Consider the following 17,128-nt stretch of genomic DNA (forward strand, 5'->3'; position numbering starts at 1 on the left):
GAATCCTCCGGTGGAAAAATAAAAGGTTGGCAGGGATCAGGCGGCCGGCTTGGCCAGCTGGCGCTTGTTGCGGGCACGGATGTTCAGGGCTTCAACCCCGAGCGAGAAGGCCATCGCGGCATACAGGTAACCCTTGGGCACATGGACATCGAAGGCTTCGGCGGTGAGGGCCATGCCCACCATCACGAGGAAAGCCAGGGCCAGCACCTTGACCGATGGGTGGCGGTCAACGAAATCGCCGATGGGCTTGGCCGCGATCATCATCACGCCGACAGCGCAGATCACAGCCGCCACCATCACACCGATCTCGTCGACCATACCGACTGCCGTGATGACCGAGTCCAGCGAGAACACGATGTCGATCACAGCGATTTGTCCGATGATGGACCACATCATCTTTTTACCTGCCGCGGCCAGTGCCACTGCATCGGTGGCCGGCGGGCCGTCTTGTTCACGGGCCTCGACCTCGACGAAGATCTCGTGCGAGGCCTTGTACAGCAGGAACAAACCACCCAGCAGCAGCACGATGTCGCGCCCGCTGATGCTGTTGCCCGCCACGTTGAACAACTCGGCGGTCAGGCCCATCACCCAACTCAGCGAGAACAGCAAGGCCAGGCGCGAGACCATCGCGAAACCCAGGCCCAGGCGCCGGGCCTGGTCGCGCTGCTCGGGCGGCAGGCGCCCCACCAGGATCGAAATGAAGATGATGTTGTCCACGCCCAGGACGATCTCCAGGGCGGTGAGCATCGCAAAAGCGATCCAGAGGTTGGGGTCGAGAAGGAATTCCACGATTGGGTGAAAGTTGAGCGAGCCTTGAATCTAGCGGTGTTGATACTTCGCGTAAAGTCGAATTTTCTGAAGCATTACTTCGAAAAAATCGCAGGATATGAATTTCAAGCACCTTTACTACTTCTGGGCCACGGCCAAATCCGGCGGTGTCATGAAGGCGGGCGAGCAGTTGCATACCACGCCCCAAACCTTGTCCGGTCAGATCAAGTTGCTGGAAGCGCAGTTGGGGTGCGCCTTGTTCCACAAGGTGGGGCGCCGGCTGGAGTTGACCACCGAGGGGCGCGTGGCACTGGGCTACGCCGAGCAGATCTTTGCCCTTGGCGCCGAACTGGAAGCGGCCGTGGGCCGGGCCCGCAGCGGCCAGACGGTGCTGGATTTTCGGGTGGGCATTGCCGATTCGGTGCCCAAAGCCATCGCCTACCGCTTGCTGGAGCCTGCCTTGGGTTTGGCCGAGCCGGTGCGCCTGATCTGTCACGAGGGCGATTTCCACAACCTGCTGGGGCAGATCGCGGTGCACCGCTTGGACCTGGTGATCGCCGACGAACCCATGGACAAGCAGGTCAGCGTCAAAGCCTTCAGCCACGCGCTGGGCACGACGGCCATGAGTTTTTTCGCCACCCCGGTGTTGAAGGCAAAACTGGAGCTGGGCGGGCGCGCTTTTCCGCAGTGTCTGGACGGTGCCCCGATGCTGCTGCAGGGCGCGGCGTCCGCCATGCGGCAGCGTCTGGACGTGTGGCTGGCCGAAAACCAGCTGCATCCCCGTGCCATCGGCGAGTTTGATGATGCGGCGTTGATGAAAGCGTTTGGGGGCGAAGGGCGCGGCGTGTTCATGGCCCCTACCGTGCTGGAGGACGAAACCTGTGCGCAGCATGGGGTGCAGGTGCTGGGCCGCACGTCCGAGCTGGTGGAGGAGTTCTACGCCATCTCGGTGGAGAGGCGGATCACGCATCCTTGCGTGGTGGCCATCACCCAATCGGCCAGAGAGGCCTTGTTTGGCGCGTAATTGGCCAACGGGTCAATCAAAAAAAGCGAACCCGGATTTGCTTTCCTTGGCCCGGTACATCGCGTCTTCCGCACGCTCCAGCATCACCTGGGTGGTGGTGCCATGGGCCGGGCTGATGGCGATGCCGATGCTGGGCCGCACGCTGATCTCCTGCGTGCCGATCCTGAACGGCACCGAGACCACGTCCAGCAGCTTGCGGGCCAGTCGGCCCAACTGAGCAGCGTCCATCGGGCTGGCGGGCAGGCAAGCAAAGTCGTCGTCGCCCAGGCGGCTCACCATGTCACCGGCGCGCACTGTTCGGCTCAGGCGCGCGCCCACCAGCCGGAGCACTTCGTCGCCAGTGCCCAATCCGTGAGCATCGTTGATCGCCTTGAAGCCATCCAGATCCAGGTGCAGCACCGCCAGCGTGCTGCGCTCGGCCTGGGCGTGCAGCAAAGCCTGGTCCAACAGATTGCGGAAGAAACTGCGGTTGGGCAGCGAGGTCAGCCCGTCATGCAACGCCGCGCGGCGGGCCTGGCGTTCAGGGCTGGGCGGGCTGATCGCTTGGTCTGGCCGATACCATTCGCGCAAGGCTGTAGCGCGCAGTTGCTCGAAGGCCTCCAGGCATTCGAGCAGGTTGTCTTGAAGCGGCAGCCGGTCGGCCAGGCTGTCGATGGTTTTCTTCAGCCTGGCCTGGACGGCGCGAAACAGGATGTCCCAATCGTCCGCCTCGACGCGGTCAGCGTGGGCATTCAACAAGGTCTCGGGCAAAATTGGGATCATCGGGGCCCGCTCCGGGAATAAATCCAGTGAAACATTCGCGACAATGTAGGCAGAGTGCAGCTTGGTCCATGTGTCATTTGACACATCAAAACTGGATGAAATCACATGCTTGAAGTGCCATGCGCGAGTTGCCCGCTGAAACCTTTGCCGCTGTTCATCCAGCAGACGCCCGAGGAGCATGCCCTGGTGCAGTCCCTCAAAAAACGCGAGCTGGTTTTGAAGGCGGACGAAACGCTGATCCATGAGGGTCAGGTCGATGCGCCACTCTTCACCTTGCTGCAAGGCTGGGCCTTTCGCTACAAGACCTTGAGCGATGGCCGGCGCCAGATACTCACTTTTTTGTTGCCCGGCGATTTCATCGGGGTGCAGCAGAAGATGGGTGATGCCGCGGCCCATGGCGTCGACACCCTGACCGATGCCGTCTTCTGTGTCTTTCAGCGCGACGCACTGTGGGAGCTGCACCGCCGCTCGCCCACCATGGGTTTCAACATCACCTGGTTGACGGCCCACGAAGAATCCCTGGTCGACGACACCTTGCTGTCGGTCGGCCGGCGCAGCGCCGAAGAGCGCATCGCGATGCTGTTGATCCTGCTCTTCAAGCGGGCGGCCGCCCTTCAGGCCGATGCGGGCGCCGAGGGTGTGCGCTTTCCCTTGACGCAGCAGCACATTGCCGACGGCCTGGGCCTGTCGCTGGTGCACACCAACAAAACCTTGCGCAAGCTGGAGCGCCGCGGCCTGCACCGCATTGCCGATGGGCGGCTGTACATGCGTGACGTGAAAGCCTTGGCGCGCTTGGCCGATTTGTACGGAGACGGGCGGCCACCGCAGCGGCCCCTGGTTTAGATCAGGCCCGCAACCGGCTGTGCGCCGGCACGCTGGCCAGCAAAAATTCCATCTGGTCGGCCAGGATGCGACGGCCGCGCAAGATCATGTCTTCGTGCAGGCTGGGCACATAGGGCAGGTAATAGAGTTGCCAGCCCAGTTCATTGAGTGTGCGGTTGCCCTTGCGGCCATTGCAGTTGCGGCAAGCGGTGATGCAGTTCTTCCAGGAATCGATGCCACCGCGCGAGGTGGGCACGATGTGCTCGCGGGTGAGGTCGTCGAGCTGGAAGCGGTGGCCGCAGTAAGCGCAGACCTGGCGGTCGCGGGCGAAGAGCTTGGGGTTGGACAAGGCCGGCTCCTGGCGCCAGGCCCGGCTGGGGACGCTGCCATGCACCGCGATGATCGGGTGCAGTTCGAGGCGCGATTGCAGGCCGGTGCGCCGCTGCACGCCGCCGCGCAACACCATGCAAGGCTCGCCCAGTGTCCAGGCGACACCGTCACTGGCATACAAAACCGCCGCTTCCTTGGCCGACAGCCAAGCCTGCGGGCGGCCTGACACGTCAAGTTGCAGCACGTCCATACAGCCTCTCCACAAAGTCTCCAAAGGGGGATTGCTACCTACAGGATAGCGCAAAGATCGCGACACTTTGGCGACAGAACCGGGCCCAAAGCGCCTGAAAACCAAGGGTCGACCCAATCTGCACAACGCGATTGTCTAAAAATCCTCAAAAAAAGTTGAACGGAACGCACACATACCGCTTTGTTTTCTGCAAAATAGCACGATCGTTCGTTTTATTCCCGGGAGCCTCCTTGTCTGAATCCCTGCACCTCGACGCCAAGCAGACCGCCGACGCGGCGCGCGAGCGTGGGCGCGGCAGTCAAGGTGTGGCCAAGGGCCAGCAAACGCGCGCCACCATCCTGGAGGCCGCACTGAACCTGGCCTCGCAGATGGGCATCGAGGGCCTGTCGATCGGCGCGCTGGCCGAAGTCACCGGGATGAGCAAGTCGGGCGTGTTCGCCCACTTCGGCTCGCGCGAAGAACTCCAGATCTCCGTCATCCGCGAATACCACGAGCGTTTTTCCGCCGAGGTCTTCCTGCCCGCCATCCGCGAAGAGCGCGGCCTGCCCCGCTTGCGCGCCATGTTCGAGGGCTGGGTGGCCATGGTCGCCACTGAAATCGATTCAGGTTGCATCTACATCAGCGGTGCGGTTGAATTTGACGACCGCCCTGGTCCGGTGCGCGACGCCCTGGCCGGCATGGTGCTGACCTGGCACGGCGCGCTCGACAAGGCGATCCGCATGGCCATGGACATGGGCCACCTGCGCGAAGACACCGACCCGATGCAAATGTTGTTCGAGATCCATGGCCTGATCCTGTCGCTCCACCACGATGCGCGTTTTTTGCGCTCGAAGGGGGCAGAGGACCGGGCCCGCGCGGCGTTCGAGCGCGTCGTCCAGTTCTATGCACTGGGCGCGCCATCGACACCGTCTGGAATGGTGGCGTCTGACGCTGCCAAAGCCGGGTTTGCTTCGGCACCCCTGGCAGCCGTTTGACCCCGTCCCACCCTGAAATCACCCATTTAAAAGTGTGATCAGGTCTTTCTCATTAACCGTGTTTTTGTGACCGAGGAGCTCCACGATGCCTACTTACAACCCCCCACTGCGCGACATGCAGTTCGTGATTCATGAGCTGCTGGGCGCGGTTGATGAATTGAAGAAGATCCCCGCTTACGCCGATCTGGACGCCGACACGGTCAATGCCGTGCTCGAAGAAGGCGGCAAGTTCGCCTCCAAGGTGCTGGCCCCGCTGAACCTGGTGGGCGACGTGCAAGGCTGCGTGCTGGACAAGGCCACGCACGAAGTCAAGACCGCCGACGGCTTCAAGGAAGCCTACAAGACCTACACCGAAAATGGTTGGTCCGGCCTGAGCGCTGATCCCGAGTGGGGCGGCCAAGGCATGCCTCAGTTGGTGAACCAGGCCGTGTACGAAATGATGAACTCGGCCAACCAGGCCTGGACCATGTACCCCGGCCTGAGCCACGGCGCGCACGCTGCCCTGGAAGCCCATGGCACTGACGAGCAAAAGAAGATCTACCTGCCCAAGCTGACCAGCGGCGAGTGGACCGGCACGATGTGCCTGACCGAACCCCATTGCGGCACCGACCTGGGCCTGTTGCGCACCAAGGCCGAGCCCCAGGCCGACGGCACCTACAAGATCACCGGCGCCAAGATCTTCATCTCGGCTGGTGAACACGACATGGCCGACAACATCGTCCACCTGGTGCTGGCCCGCCTGCCTGATGCGCCCGAAGGCTCGAAGGGCATCTCGCTGTTCGTGGTGCCCAAGTTCAACGTGAACGCCGATGGCTCGATCGGTTCGCGCAATGGCATCTTCTGCGCCGGCCTGGAGCACAAGATGGGCATCCATGGCAACGCCACGGCCCAGATCGTGCTGGAAAACGCCGTCGGCACCCTGGTGGGCAAGCCCCACCGCGGCCTGCCCGCCATGTTCGTGATGATGAACGGCGCGCGCCTTGGCGTGGGCAACCAGTCCCTGGGCCTGACGCAAGTCGCTTATGAGAACGCCGTGGCCTACGCCAAGGACCGCGTGCAGATGCGTGCCCTGTCGGGCCCCAAGCGCCCTGATCTGGCCGCCGATCCCATCATCGTGCACCCCGATGTGCGCAAAATGCTGTTGACCGCGCGTGCTTACGCCGAAGGCGCCCGCGCCCTGGTGTACTACACCGCCATCGAACTCGACAAGTCGCACAACCACCCCGATGAAGCCGTCCGCAAGGAATCGGACGACATCGTGGCCTTGCTGACCCCAATCGTCAAAGCCTTCATCACCGACAACGCTTTTGAAGCAACGGTGCATTGCCAACAGGTGTATGGCGGCCACGGTTTCATCCACGAGTGGGGCATGGAGCAGTTCGTGCGCGACGCCCGCATCAACATGATCTACGAAGGCACGAACACCGTGCAATCGCTGGACTTGCTGGGCCGCAAGGTGCTGGGCGACGCTGGCGCCAAGCTGACCAAGTTCGGCAAGCTGGTGTCTTCCTTCGTGAAGGAAAACGCCGACAACGAAGCCATGCAAGAGTTCACTGGCCCGCTGGGCGAGCTGGGCAAGAAGGTGCAAGCCTTCACGATGGAAATCGGCATGAAGGGCATGCAGAACCCCGATGAAGTGGGCGCTGCCGCGGTGGATTACCTGCGCGTGGTCGGCCACCTGGTGTATTCGTACTTCTTCGCCCGCATGGCCAAGATCGCGCTGGAAAAGCAAGGCTCGGGCGACAAGTTCTACATCGCCAAGCTGGCCACCGCCCGCTTCTACTTCGCCAAGCTGATGCCTGAAGTCGAAACCCTGATGATCACGGCCAAGGCCGGTCTGAAGCCCCTGACGGAAATGGACGAAGCCCTGTTCTAATCAACAGGCTTTGCGGGGAAGCGGTGTTTTCAAGCCGCTTCCTCTTTCACCATCTCCACATCCACAGAGTGTTCCGCTAGGAGAGAACAATGAGTCGATTCAATGTCCGCAAGGTCGCCGTGCTCGGCGCCGGCGTGATGGGCGCGCAGATCGCCGCCCATCTGGTCAATTGCAAGGTGCCGGTCGTGCTGTTCGACCTGCCCGCCAAGGAAGGTCCCAAGAACGGGATCGTCACCAAGGCCGTCGAAGGCCTGAAGAAGCTGAAGCCCTCGCCCCTGGGCGTGACCGACGATGCCGTCCTGATCCAGCAAGCCAACTACGAAGAGCACCTCGAAGAGCTGCGCGGTTGCGACCTGATCATCGAAGCCATCGCCGAGCGCCTGGACTGGAAGGAAGATCTGTACAAGAAGATCGCGCCTTTCGTCAATGACCACGCGATCCTGGCCACCAACACGTCGGGTCTGTCGATCACGGCCATGGCCAACGTGTTGCCAGAACAGCTGCGTTCGCGCTTCCTGGGCATCCACTTCTTCAACCCTCCGCGCTACATGTACCTGGTCGAGCTGATCCCGACCTCGTACACCAATGCCGTGGTGGTTGACCAGCTCGAAGCCTTCGTGACCACTGCGGTGGGCAAGGGCGTCGTGCGCTGCGAAGACAGCCCCAACTTCATCGCCAACCGCGTGGGCGTGGCCGGCCTGTTGTTCACCATGATCGAAGTGAAGAACTTCGGCCTGGGCTACGACATCGTCGACGACCTGACCGGCAAGCGCATGGGCCGTGCTTCTTCGGGCACCTACCGCACCTGTGACGTGGTCGGCATCGACACGATGGCCCACGTGATCAAGACGCTGCAAAACGGCTGCGCCAGCGATCCTTTCGCCGCCGCCTTCGCCACGCCTGCCGATGTGCAAGCGCTGCTGGACAAGGGCAACTTTGGCCAGAAGACCAAGGCCGGCTTCTTCAAGAAGGATGGCAAGGTCATCACGCAATTCGACGTGAAGACCGGCGAGTACGTGCCTGCTGGCAACAAGGCCGACAAGGAAGTCACCGACATCCTGCGCAAGCCCGCCGCCGAGCGCTTGAAGGCCCTGCGCGAGTCGAGCAACCCGCAAGCCCAGTTCATCTGGGCGATGCTGCGCAACGGCTTCCACTACGCCGCCGTGACCGGTGAAAGCATCGCCGACACCTGCCGCGACGTGGACCTGGCCCTGCGCTGGGGCTACGGCATGAAGCAAGGCCCTTTCGAGATCTGGCAGGAAGCCGGCTGGAAGCAAGTGGCCGAGTGGGTCAAGGCCGACATCGACGCTGGCAAGGCCATCACCAAGACGCCGCTGCCCGCCTGGGTGTTCGACGGCCGTGACGGCGTGCACACGCCCGAAGGCTCGTGGAGCCCCGCCAAGAAGACCTACGTGCCGCAACGCAAGCTGCCCGTGTACGACCGCCAGTTCTTCCGCGAAGACGTGCTGGGTTCGGGCACCAAGTCGGCCGACACGGCTGGCAAGACGCTGCATGAAGACGCCGCCATCCGCCTGTGGACGTTGGACGACGAAGTGGTCATCGCCTCGATCAAGTCGAAGATGCACACCATCTCCGCCGAAGTCACCGGTGGTCTGGCCAAGGGCCTGCAACTGGCCGAAGAAAGCTACAAGGGCCTGGTGATCTGGTCGCAAGACGGCCCGTTCTCGGCCGGCGCCGACCTGCAATCGATGATGCCCGCCTTCATGTCGGGTGGCGGCAAGGCCATTGCCCCCTTCGAGAAGCAACTGCAGGACTTCATGCTGAGCCTGCGCTACAGCAACGTGCCTTCCGTGGCGGCCGTTCACGGCCTGGCCCTGGGTGGCGGTTGCGAACTGGCTGTGCACGCGTCCAAGCGCGTCGCTGCCATGGAAAGCTATGTGGGTCTGGTCGAAGTCGGCGTGGGTTTGATCCCTGGCGGCGGTGGCCTGGCTTACCTGGCCCGCCGCGCGGCCGAGCTGCTGGAGCCGTCCAAGGGCGTGTCCGGCCAGATCGGTGGCGACCTGATCGGTTTCATCAAGGAAGCCTTCCAGGCGGCCGCGATGGCCAAGGTGGCCACCTCGGCCATCGAAGCCAAGAAGTACGGCTACCTGATCGACGGCGACGTGATCGTCCCCAACAAGGACGAGCTGCTCTACGTGGCGATCGCCCAGGTCAAGGCCATGTACGAGTCGGGCTACCGTGCCCCGGCCAAGCGTACCTTCCCGGTCGCCGGCCGCAACGTCAAGGCCACGCTGCAATCCTCGCTGATCAACATGCGTGACGGCGGCTTCATCAGCGCCCACGACTACCTGATCAGCTCGGCCATCGCCGACGTGCTGACCGGCGGTGACGTCGACTACGGCACGCAAGTGACCGAGGAATACCTGCACGCCCTGGAGCGCAAGCACTTCTGCTCGCTGCTGGACAACCCCAAGACGCAAGAGCGCATCATGGGCATGCTGTCCACCGGCAAGCCCGTCCGCAACTGATCGATCGGAGCATCCAAATGACTCAACTTCGTGACGCCTACATCGTCGCCGCCACCCGCACCCCGATCGGCAAGTCTGGTCGTGGCGTGTTCAAGAACACCCGTCCGGACGACCTGCTGGTGGCCGTGATCAAGAGCGCGCTGTCGCAAGTGCCCTCGCTCGACCCCGCTGCCATCGAAGACGCCATCATTGGCTGCGCGATGCCCGAGGCCGAGCAAGGCATGAACGTGGCCAAGATCGCCGTGCTGCTGTCGGGCTTGCCCAAGACCGTGGCCGGTGCCACCGTCAACCGTTTCTGCGCCGCTGGCATCACCGCCATCTCCATGGCCGCCGACCGCATCCGCGTGGGTGAGGCCGAGGTCATGATCGCTGGTGGTGTCGAGTCGATGTCGATGGTGCCGATGGGCGGCAACAAGCCGTCCTTCAACCCCGAGATCGTCAACAACGACGAGAACGTGGGCATCGCCTACGGCATGGGCATGACCGCCGAGAAGGTGGCCGAGCAGTGGAAGGTGACCCGCGAAGAGCAGGACGCTTTCGCGGTCGAATCTCACCGCCGTGCCGTGGCCGCTCAGCAAGCCGGCTTCTTCAAGGCCGAGACCACCCCAATCGAAATCGAAGTGCGCACACCCAACCTGGAAACGGGCGAAGTGACGATCACCAAGAAGACGATCTCGCAAGACGAAGGTGCGCGCCCCGACACCAGTCTGGAAGGCCTGGCCAAGCTGCGCCCCGTGTTCGCCGCCAAGGGCAGCGTCACGGCCGGCAACAGCTCGCAAACGTCTGACGGCGCTGGCTGCCTGATCCTGGCTTCGAAAGAAGCCTGCGAGAAGTATGGTCTGAAGCCCCTGGCCCGTTTCGTGAGCTTCGCGGTCAAGGGCGTGCCGCCCGAGATCATGGGCATCGGCCCGATCGAAGCGATCCCGCTGGCCCTGAAGTACGCAGGCCTGAAGGCTTCCGATCTGGACTGGATCGAGCTGAACGAAGCCTTTGCTGCGCAATCGCTGGCCGTGCTGAAGGACCTGGACGCCAAGGGCCACGTGCTCGACCGCGCCAAGGTCAACCCCATGGGCGGCGCGATCGCCCTGGGCCACCCGTTGGGCGCCACCGGTGCCATCCGCGCTGCGACCGTGGTTCACGGCCTGCAACGCACGGGCGGCAAGTACGGCATGGTGACGATGTGCATCGGCACCGGCCAAGGTGCTGCCGGCATCATCGAACGCCTGTGATCCTTGCCTGGTTCACCGTCGTTTGACGCTGTTGAAAAAGCCCGCCACCGTGCGGGCTTTTTCTTGGAGATGGATGTTTTGGAATCCTTGAGCATCACCACCGATGATGGCCAGACCCTGGCCGCGCAGCACTTCCGGCCGCAGGGCGTGCTGGCGCGCCGTGCCGTGATCATCGCGACGGCGCTGGGGGTGCCTCAATCGTTTTACCAACGCTACGCGCTGTGGCTGGTGCAGCAAGGTTGCGTGGTCTACACCTTTGATTGGCGTGGCATGTACCAGTCGGCGCCGGCCAGCCTGCGCGGTTACCGCGCCAAGCTGAGCGACTGGGCCCTGCACGATGCGCCTGCCGTGATGAACACCGTGGCGCAACGCCATCCCGATCTACCGATCAGCTGGTTCGGCCACAGCATGGGCGGCATCCTGTATGGCTTGATGCCGCAGCACCCGCGCATCGACCACGTGACGACCCTGGCCAGTGGCAGTGGTTACGGCGCGCACCTGGCGCGGCCGCTGCGTTACGTCATCAGCGTTTTCTGGCACGTGATGGTGCCGCTGAGCGTGGCGCGCCATGGCTACTTCGCGGGCCGCCGCATGAAGGCCGTGGGCGATGTGCCGCGCGGCGTGGTGGCGCAGTGGAAGCGCTGGAGCCAGCACCCTGATTTTGTGCTGAGCGATGGCGAGCATGCGCGCCAGGCTTATGCGCGCGTGACGCAGCCCATCACGGCCGTGATGATCGACGACGATGTGTTCGCCAGCCACGAAGGCGTGCGGGCGCAGCATGCGCATTACCGCAACGCGCCGGTCACGCATGTACTGGTCAAGCCGAAGGACCATGGTGTGCGCGCCATCGGGCATTTCAATTTCTTCCATGCCCGCACGGGCGCCAAGGTCTGGGCCTTGAGCCGTGAATGGCTGGGCCTGGCCGACGCGCGGGCGGGAGCCCATTGATGGCCGAAGAAACACTGCGCCTGGTCACCCAGGATGGCCGCACTCTGGTGGCGCGGGCCTACCAACCCGAAGGCCCGGTGCGGCGCGCCGTGCTCCTGTCATCGGCCATGGGCGTGCCGCAGGTTTTCTACCGGCCGTTTGCCACCTGGCTGGCCCAGCAGGGCATCGCGGTCCTGACCTTTGATTGCCGGGGCATGGGTGAGTCCGCGCCCGCGTCTTGGCGAGGCTATGTGGCCAGCATCACCGACTGGGTCAAGCAGGATCACCCTGCCGCGCTGGCCGAGGTGCTGCTGCGCTGGCCCGGTGTGCCGCGCACCTACCTGGGCCACAGCCTGGGCGGCCAGATCTTTGGCTGGCTGGACGGCCATGAACATTTCGACCGCATGGTGACCGTGGCCAGCGGCAGTGGCTACTGGCGCTACAACGCCCCGCAGTTGCGCTATTCGGTGCACCTGCTGTGGTGGTTCCTGGCGCCCGTGGCCGTGACCTTGTTCGGTCACTTTCCGGGCGAGCGCATCGGTGTGCTGGGCACCATCCCCAAACAGGCGATGTGGCAGTGGCGCCGCTGGTGCCTGCATCCTGATTACATCGCGGCCGAGGGCAACGAATTGCGTGCCCGTTATGCGCAGGTGCGCACGCCCATCACCGCCGCCTTGATGGAGGACGACGAGCTGATCAGCCCCGAGGGCGTTCGCCGCCTCTACCGCTTGTACCCCAACGCGCCAACGCGCTTTGAATCCTTGCAGCCGCATGCCCATGGCCTCAAGCGCCTGGGCCATTTCGGCTTGTTCAAACCCCAGGCGGCGACCGCGCTGTGGCCTTTGGCCCTGACGTGGATCGCCGACTGACCCTTGCCCCTCTCTCACACTAGGAGACCCCTCATGACCGAAGCCCAAGCCATCCTGGCCCATGTCGAAGCTGGCGTGCTGACGCTGACCTTCAACCGCCTGGACAAGAAGAACGCCATCACCACTGCCATGTACACCTCCTTGGCCGATGCCCTGGTCGAGGCCTCTACCGACAGTGCCGTGCGCGTCGTGGTGATCCAAGGCCACGAGCAGATCTTCACTGCAGGCAACGACCTGGCCGACTTCAGGAACAACCCGCCATCGACCGACGCGGACAAGCCCGTGCCGGTGTTCCGCTTCCTGGAAGCTCTGCGCACCTTTCCCAAGCCCGTGGTGGCGGCCGTCTGCGGCCCCGCGGTGGGCATTGGCACGACCCTGCTGCTGCACTGCGACCTGGTCTATGCGGGTGACAACGCGGCCTTCAGCCTGCCCTTCGTGAACCTGGGCCTGTGCCCTGAAGCCGGTGCCAGCCTGCTGCTGCCGGCCCTGGTGGGCTACCCGCGCGCCGCTGAAAAGCTGTTACTCGGTGAAGCCTTTTATGCCGAAGAAGCCGTGGACATGGGCCTGGTCAACCGCATCCTGCCGCCCCACGAAGTGGCGGGTTACGCCCAAGCCCAGGCCTTGAAGCTGGCGGCCAAGCCGACTGAATCACTGCGCATCACCAAGGCGCTGATGAAGCAGGCGCACCCCAGCTTGCCCTCGGTGATGCAGCAGGAGTTCAAGCACTTTGGCGAGTTGCTGCGCGGGCCGGCCGCCAAGGAGGCCATCAGCGCGGTGATGGAAAAGCGCCGGCCCGACTTCTCGAAGCTGTGACGAGCGAGGGGGAGGAGGGGCCAAACAGGGCGCCCTCCCGTTCTTGTTGCTTATTCAGTTCGTGCTTAGGGCAATGCTCGGCACGACGGGCACATTGAGCGACTGCCACAGGTAAACAGGCTGGGCGCCAACTACTACAGTGTACGGGTTCGTGGCACTGAACCATGCCGCATTGCTGGGGTCGGTCACACAGGGGCTATTGCGCACATCGGCCACCGCATAGCCCTGGCCCATGCTCGGCGAGCGAACCTTGACGTTCAGTGCCGTGCCCGAGGAACTCCACAGTGCGGTCACGCGGTGGTTGTTGACCCTGTCGATGTACTGCACGGCATACAGGCCGCTTTGCAGAACGGTATTGCTACCTGCTACCAAGGTGAATGTGGCCTGTGTGGCATCGGTCACTGGTGCGGCCAAGCACGCCATCGCTTTGTAAGCCATCTTGGGCAGGTTGTTTGGCGCCACGGTCACCAGGCCGAAGTGGTGCTGGATATTGTCTGCACTGGTGCCGTCATCGCCCAGGTCATACAGCCACAAGCCACGGATGAACGGCAGGGTACGCGCCAGCAAAGTAAAGCGTGTGCTGAACAGCAGTTGGTCCAGTTCGGTACGGCCCGCGTTGGTCGGCAGGCCGGTTTCCGTGATGAACCAGGGGCGCTCCACATAGCCTGGGTAGGTTTTGACTTGTGCATAGGCATTGTTGAGCAGCACGAACTGTCGCTCGCTGTTTTGCACCTTCCAGTCGTAAAGGTGGATGCCCAAACCATCAATGTCGTTCATGCCCCCAGCAGCCATGAATTCCTGTAGCCAGGTCCGGTCGAGCTGGTCAGGATAGCCCTGCACCCACCAAGCTGGGCGATCGCCCATGCCTTGTGAAATCAGCTTGATGTCCGTGCGGGCTTTGTCGACCTTGATGTGCTGGCTGACTTTACGCAAGAAGGCCGCATAGCTTGTGCCTGAGCGGTTCTTGGCGCATTGGTTCCAGTCGTCGATCTCGCCCGGGCTGGAGGCGGCGGTGGGGTAAGACAGGTGGTCCTTGCAGACCCGTGCGCCCAGGTTCCACTCATTCCAGATTTCAAGCCATTTGGTCTTGCCTGCTTCAACCGGCACGTCATGGCTCAGTACAAAATCCACGTAGCCGTTGAACGAGGTGGTGAGGCCGTTCATGGTGGTGGGGTTGGTGAGATCTCGGGTTGCCAAGTTGGTGCTGGCCGGGTCGAAGCCTGAGCGCACGGGATGGTTGTAGGCAAGCACTTGTAGTCGGTCCATGCGGCCACGTATGTCCGTGTCAGCGAAAATTTGGCCGAGTGCATTGAGGCCCAGGTCGGGGCCGCCAGGAAATACTTGCCAGGCGCCGGTGTTGTACTGGACCCAGTTCCAGTCATAGCCGTCGCGGTAGCTGTTGAATCCCAAGCCCAGCAGCAGACTCTTGTAGGTCTGGGGCGAGTTGAAATACAAGGCGTTGCCAGCGTGCGTAGCGTGGGCGTTGATGCCGAGGCGGAATGCTTCAGCAGCCTGTGCAGTGGTTGAGCTGAACACGCAAAGCGCGCTCAGCGCCGCATACAGTGTTGTGACTTTGAGATGGTGTTTTTTCAACATGATAGGGTTCCAGTCTGAGTTTTTGATGACCCTCCGAACCTGCTGCTTTGAAGAGCAGATGGGAGAGCAGCGAACCCTATCAAAGACCCTATCAAACCTTAAGAGGTATTACAGGTTGATGCACTGATGCAGTGTCAGCGCTTGACCACACCCACGCTGTACTGGCCGGTGCCTGAGCTTCGGTCGTAGTGCCGCACCTGCACGAAGTAGTCGCCGGCCATCAGGGGCGTCGAGATGCGTGGGTTCAGGCCGTAGCCGCTGTCATCGTCCTCGTCGATCAGGGCCGTGGCGCTGTGGGGCCCGAACAGCTTGAGGTAGACATCGGTCTGGCCGCGCGTCTCGATCACGTAGACGCCCTCGGTGTCGGCGTGGAAGCGGAAGAGGTCTTCCTCGCCGGGCTGGCCAATGCGGGCCTGGACGCGGGGTGCGCCCACGGTCAAGGCCGTGGCGCCGGGCAGACCTGGGTTGGACTTGGGGTACATCTTGGCCCCGGCCACGAACTCCCTGTCCAGTGATGACAGCACGTCGTTGGCGTGCGTGGCCACGCCATTGGTCGTCCACTCGGCCGGGAAGGCGTACAGCATGATCGAATCGGGGTCGAACGCGGTGCCGTTGATCTGATCGACCGAGTACTTGAAGAACACGTTGTGGCGCGTGGTCTCGGCGTCCCAGAAGTTGGGTGGGCCGGCCAGGGCTTTCAGCACGGCGGCTTCGTTCCACTGGATGCCGCCGGCCGGGCTGGAGTGCTCGTGCGCCAGGCCGATGGCGTGGCCGAACTCGTGCGCGGCGGTGCCACCGTCCAGAAAGCCGAGGTTCATGGTGGCCTGGTTGAAGGGCACGCTACGCGCATCGGTGCCCACGTTGGACCAGGCGCCATCGTTGTCGTCGAAGGTGATGCGCAACTCGGCCTGGGGCGCATTGTTGAAGTCGAACTTGAGGTTGCACACGTCGGACCACCACGCGGCCTGCTCGCGCGCCTTGGCCTGTTGCGAGCTGGTGCCGCCCATGAACCGAACCTGCAGCGTGGAGCCGTTCACCCAGCTTTTACCCTTGGGGTTGATGGCACGCATGCGCCCGCCAGCGCCGGCCATCATCAGGCGGGGGCGCAGCAGGTCACGGGGAAGGATGTGGTCAAAGCAGCATTTGGGTGCGGGCATGATGGACTCCTGAGCTGAAGACGAAAGGGGGCAAAACGATCGGCTTCAGCATAGGAGTCTGGATGGGGGCTGCCATCCCTAATTTGCAGGGCTCATGGGCTCATGCCCGTCCGCTCACTCACCAGTGAACCACGCCGTAGACGCCCATGGCACACACGCTCATCAACACCAGGGCGGCGGTGCGCACCGGCGCGCTATCATTGGCGGGCAGGGCGTCGCCCTCCACAGCCTGGTCGCCCGTGATCATGGGTGTGACCAGGTCGCGCTTCTTGAGCACGCGGTGGAGGGCGATGGCCACCAGATGCAGTCCGACCAGGCCATAGATGAGCTTGCTGGTGACCTGGGCGTGCAGCCAGCTGATCTGGTCTGACAGGTCCTTGTCGATGAAATGAGCGAGCGGGCCTTCGCTGGCGATGTCGTCGTTGGTGAAGAGGCCCGAGCCGGCCTGCAGCAGGATCACCGCCAGCATGGCCAGCACCGACAGGCCCCCCAAGGGGTTGTGGCCTGAACTGTGGTGCGAACCCGCGCGACCACGCAGGTAGGCCACGATGGTGGCGGGCGAGCGCAGGAAGCTGGCAAAGCGTGCATACCGCGGCCCGATCAGGCCCCACAGCACCCGGAACAGCACCAGCGCCAGGGCCGCGTAGCCGAAGCGGAAGTGCCAGTCCATGGCCGAGCCGCCCAGGTACTGGGTGATGAAGGCGCCTGCGATGATCACCACCAAGGCCCAGTGGAAGACTCGCGTGGGCAGGTCCCACACCCTGATCGTTTTCATGGCGGTTTCCTCAGCGGTTGCGGTAGCCGTCGTGGCAGGCCTTGCAGGTTTGCGCCAGGGCGTTGAAGGCGGTCTTGAACGCGTTGGCATCGCCAGAGCGCGCGGCGCCCGACAGCTTGGCCGCCGTGCCTTGCCACTGGTCGCTGTGGGTCTTGAACTGGGCGGCGTCCTGCCAGACCTCGGGCTTGGCCTTGGAGGGGGCCATGTCCGACCCCGGCGGGAAAGCGCCAGCCAGTTGCCGGGACAGCAGCTCGATGAGGACGGCATTGGCCTCGGCGGCGGCCCTGTCGAAAGCCACTTCGCCCTTGGCCATGGCACCCGCGCGCTGCACATGCGTGCTCAGCACATGGAAGCCGGCCTGGCGGTACTTCACCGCGTCGTTCAGGCGCGCGAACTGGGCTTGGGCGGACAAAGGCAGGGCCAGCAGCACGGTCATCAGCAAAGAGGCGCAGCGCATGTTCAAAGTC

General features: G+C 63.3%; 16 protein-coding genes. 9 read left to right on the forward strand and 7 right to left on the reverse strand.

The genetic code is table 11. From position 1 onward, the window contains the following. Nucleotides 1–36: 36 nt before the first annotated feature. The gene (locus LQ232_RS00695) at nt 37–792 is read right to left on the reverse strand and encodes a TerC family protein (protein WP_230179691.1); all 756 of its coding nucleotides are present in this window, start codon (nt 790–792) and stop codon (nt 37–39) included. Nucleotides 793–886: 94 nt separating this feature from the next. Here LQ232_RS00695 and nhaR point away from each other — a divergent pair, with 94 nt between their 5' ends. Continuing rightward, on the forward strand, nt 887–1,792 hold the full coding sequence (gene nhaR / locus LQ232_RS00700; RefSeq protein WP_230177520.1) for a transcriptional activator NhaR: 906 nt from the start codon (nt 887–889) through the stop codon (nt 1,790–1,792). 12 nt (nt 1,793–1,804) lie between these two features. On the opposite strand, the gene LQ232_RS00705 is transcribed toward nhaR, so the two are convergent. Further along, nucleotides 1,805–2,554 (reverse strand): GGDEF domain-containing protein, encoded by a 750-nt coding sequence (locus tag LQ232_RS00705; protein ID WP_230177522.1) that lies wholly within the window; start codon nt 2,552–2,554, stop codon nt 1,805–1,807. A 105-nt stretch (nt 2,555–2,659) separates the two neighbouring features. Here LQ232_RS00705 and LQ232_RS00710 point away from each other — a divergent pair, with 105 nt between their 5' ends. Beyond that, nucleotides 2,660–3,397, forward strand: a complete 738-nt coding sequence (locus LQ232_RS00710) for a Crp/Fnr family transcriptional regulator (RefSeq protein ID WP_230177525.1) — start codon at nt 2,660–2,662, stop codon at nt 3,395–3,397. 1 nt (nt 3,398) lies between these two features. On the opposite strand, the gene LQ232_RS00715 is transcribed toward LQ232_RS00710, so the two are convergent. After that, nucleotides 3,399–3,956 carry an HNH endonuclease gene (locus LQ232_RS00715; RefSeq protein WP_230177527.1) on the reverse strand — a complete coding sequence of 186 codons (558 nt, stop codon included), beginning with the start codon at nt 3,954–3,956 and terminating at the stop codon, nt 3,399–3,401. Nucleotides 3,957–4,261: 305 nt separating this feature from the next. Here LQ232_RS00715 and LQ232_RS00720 point away from each other — a divergent pair, with 305 nt between their 5' ends. The 7 genes from LQ232_RS00720 to LQ232_RS00750 all read left to right on the forward strand — a co-directional run bounded on the left by LQ232_RS00720 (nt 4,262) and on the right by LQ232_RS00750 (nt 13,133). Further along, nucleotides 4,262–4,930, forward strand: coding sequence for a TetR/AcrR family transcriptional regulator (locus LQ232_RS00720; protein WP_230179692.1), 669 nt, complete (start codon nt 4,262–4,264; stop codon nt 4,928–4,930). 85 nt (nt 4,931–5,015) lie between these two features. Next, the gene (locus LQ232_RS00725; protein ID WP_230177529.1) at nt 5,016–6,806 is read left to right on the forward strand and encodes an acyl-CoA dehydrogenase C-terminal domain-containing protein; all 1,791 of its coding nucleotides are present in this window, start codon (nt 5,016–5,018) and stop codon (nt 6,804–6,806) included. A gap of 89 nt (nt 6,807–6,895) precedes the next feature. After that, nucleotides 6,896–9,295: a 3-hydroxyacyl-CoA dehydrogenase/enoyl-CoA hydratase family protein gene (locus LQ232_RS00730; RefSeq protein ID WP_230177531.1), complete on the forward strand. Its 2,400-nt coding sequence runs from the start codon at nt 6,896–6,898 to the stop codon at nt 9,293–9,295. Between the two features lie 17 nt (nt 9,296–9,312). Further along, entirely contained in the window at nt 9,313–10,524 is a 1,212-nt protein-coding gene (locus LQ232_RS00735) for an acetyl-CoA C-acyltransferase (protein WP_230177533.1), read from the forward strand. Nucleotides 10,525–10,611: 87 nt separating this feature from the next. Continuing rightward, a complete protein-coding gene (locus LQ232_RS00740; RefSeq protein ID WP_230177540.1) occupies nt 10,612–11,472 on the forward strand; it encodes an alpha/beta fold hydrolase in 861 nt (286 codons plus the stop codon). After that, nucleotides 11,472–12,320, forward strand: a complete 849-nt coding sequence (locus LQ232_RS00745; protein ID WP_230177542.1) for an alpha/beta fold hydrolase — start codon at nt 11,472–11,474, stop codon at nt 12,318–12,320. Before LQ232_RS00740 ends, LQ232_RS00745 begins: the two co-directional genes overlap by 1 nt. A 33-nt stretch (nt 12,321–12,353) precedes the next feature. Next, nucleotides 12,354–13,133, forward strand: coding sequence for an enoyl-CoA hydratase (locus LQ232_RS00750; protein ID WP_230177544.1), 780 nt, complete (start codon nt 12,354–12,356; stop codon nt 13,131–13,133). A gap of 54 nt (nt 13,134–13,187) precedes the next feature. Here the strand turns inward: LQ232_RS00750 and LQ232_RS00755 are convergent, their stop codons facing one another. The 4 genes from LQ232_RS00755 to LQ232_RS00770 all read right to left on the reverse strand — a co-directional run bounded on the left by LQ232_RS00755 (nt 13,188) and on the right by LQ232_RS00770 (nt 17,118). Then, complete coding sequence (locus LQ232_RS00755) at nt 13,188–14,729, reverse strand: hypothetical protein (RefSeq protein WP_230177551.1); 1,542 nt, start codon at nt 14,727–14,729, stop codon at nt 13,188–13,190. Between the two features lie 134 nt (nt 14,730–14,863). After that, nucleotides 14,864–15,886: a M12 family metallopeptidase gene (locus tag LQ232_RS00760; RefSeq protein WP_230177559.1), complete on the reverse strand. Its 1,023-nt coding sequence runs from the start codon at nt 15,884–15,886 to the stop codon at nt 14,864–14,866. Nucleotides 15,887–16,004: 118 nt separating this feature from the next. Continuing rightward, entirely contained in the window at nt 16,005–16,661 is a 657-nt protein-coding gene (locus tag LQ232_RS00765) for a cytochrome b/b6 domain-containing protein (RefSeq protein WP_230177561.1), read from the reverse strand. Nucleotides 16,662–16,671: 10 nt separating this feature from the next. Then, the gene (locus LQ232_RS00770) at nt 16,672–17,118 is read right to left on the reverse strand and encodes a cytochrome c (protein WP_230177564.1); all 447 of its coding nucleotides are present in this window, start codon (nt 17,116–17,118) and stop codon (nt 16,672–16,674) included. Nucleotides 17,119–17,128 lie beyond the last annotated feature (10 nt).

Source organism: Aquabacterium sp. CECT 9606, assembly GCF_918741295.1.
Lineage (GTDB): Bacteria > Pseudomonadota > Gammaproteobacteria > Burkholderiales > Burkholderiaceae_C > Aquabacterium.

Excerpts from the sequence above, each read along its gene's own strand:
- nhaR (WP_230177520.1), top strand. The coding sequence starts at position 887 with ATGAATTTCAAGCACCTTTACTACTTCTGGGCCACGGCCAAATCCGGC.
- LQ232_RS00705 (WP_230177522.1), bottom strand. The coding sequence starts at position 2,554 with ATGATCCCAATTTTGCCCGAGACCTTGTTGAATGCCCACGCTGACCGC.
- LQ232_RS00710 (WP_230177525.1), top strand. The coding sequence starts at position 2,660 with ATGCTTGAAGTGCCATGCGCGAGTTGCCCGCTGAAACCTTTGCCGCTG.
- LQ232_RS00715 (WP_230177527.1), bottom strand. The coding sequence starts at position 3,956 with ATGGACGTGCTGCAACTTGACGTGTCAGGCCGCCCGCAGGCTTGGCTG.
- LQ232_RS00725 (WP_230177529.1), top strand. The coding sequence starts at position 5,016 with ATGCCTACTTACAACCCCCCACTGCGCGACATGCAGTTCGTGATTCAT.
- LQ232_RS00730 (WP_230177531.1), top strand. The coding sequence starts at position 6,896 with ATGAGTCGATTCAATGTCCGCAAGGTCGCCGTGCTCGGCGCCGGCGTG.
- LQ232_RS00735 (WP_230177533.1), top strand. The coding sequence starts at position 9,313 with ATGACTCAACTTCGTGACGCCTACATCGTCGCCGCCACCCGCACCCCG.
- LQ232_RS00745 (WP_230177542.1), top strand. The coding sequence starts at position 11,472 with ATGGCCGAAGAAACACTGCGCCTGGTCACCCAGGATGGCCGCACTCTG.
- LQ232_RS00750 (WP_230177544.1), top strand. The coding sequence starts at position 12,354 with ATGACCGAAGCCCAAGCCATCCTGGCCCATGTCGAAGCTGGCGTGCTG.
- LQ232_RS00755 (WP_230177551.1), bottom strand. The coding sequence starts at position 14,729 with ATGTTGAAAAAACACCATCTCAAAGTCACAACACTGTATGCGGCGCTG.
- LQ232_RS00760 (WP_230177559.1), bottom strand. The coding sequence starts at position 15,886 with ATGCCCGCACCCAAATGCTGCTTTGACCACATCCTTCCCCGTGACCTG.
- LQ232_RS00765 (WP_230177561.1), bottom strand. The coding sequence starts at position 16,661 with ATGAAAACGATCAGGGTGTGGGACCTGCCCACGCGAGTCTTCCACTGG.
- LQ232_RS00770 (WP_230177564.1), bottom strand. The coding sequence starts at position 17,118 with ATGCGCTGCGCCTCTTTGCTGATGACCGTGCTGCTGGCCCTGCCTTTG.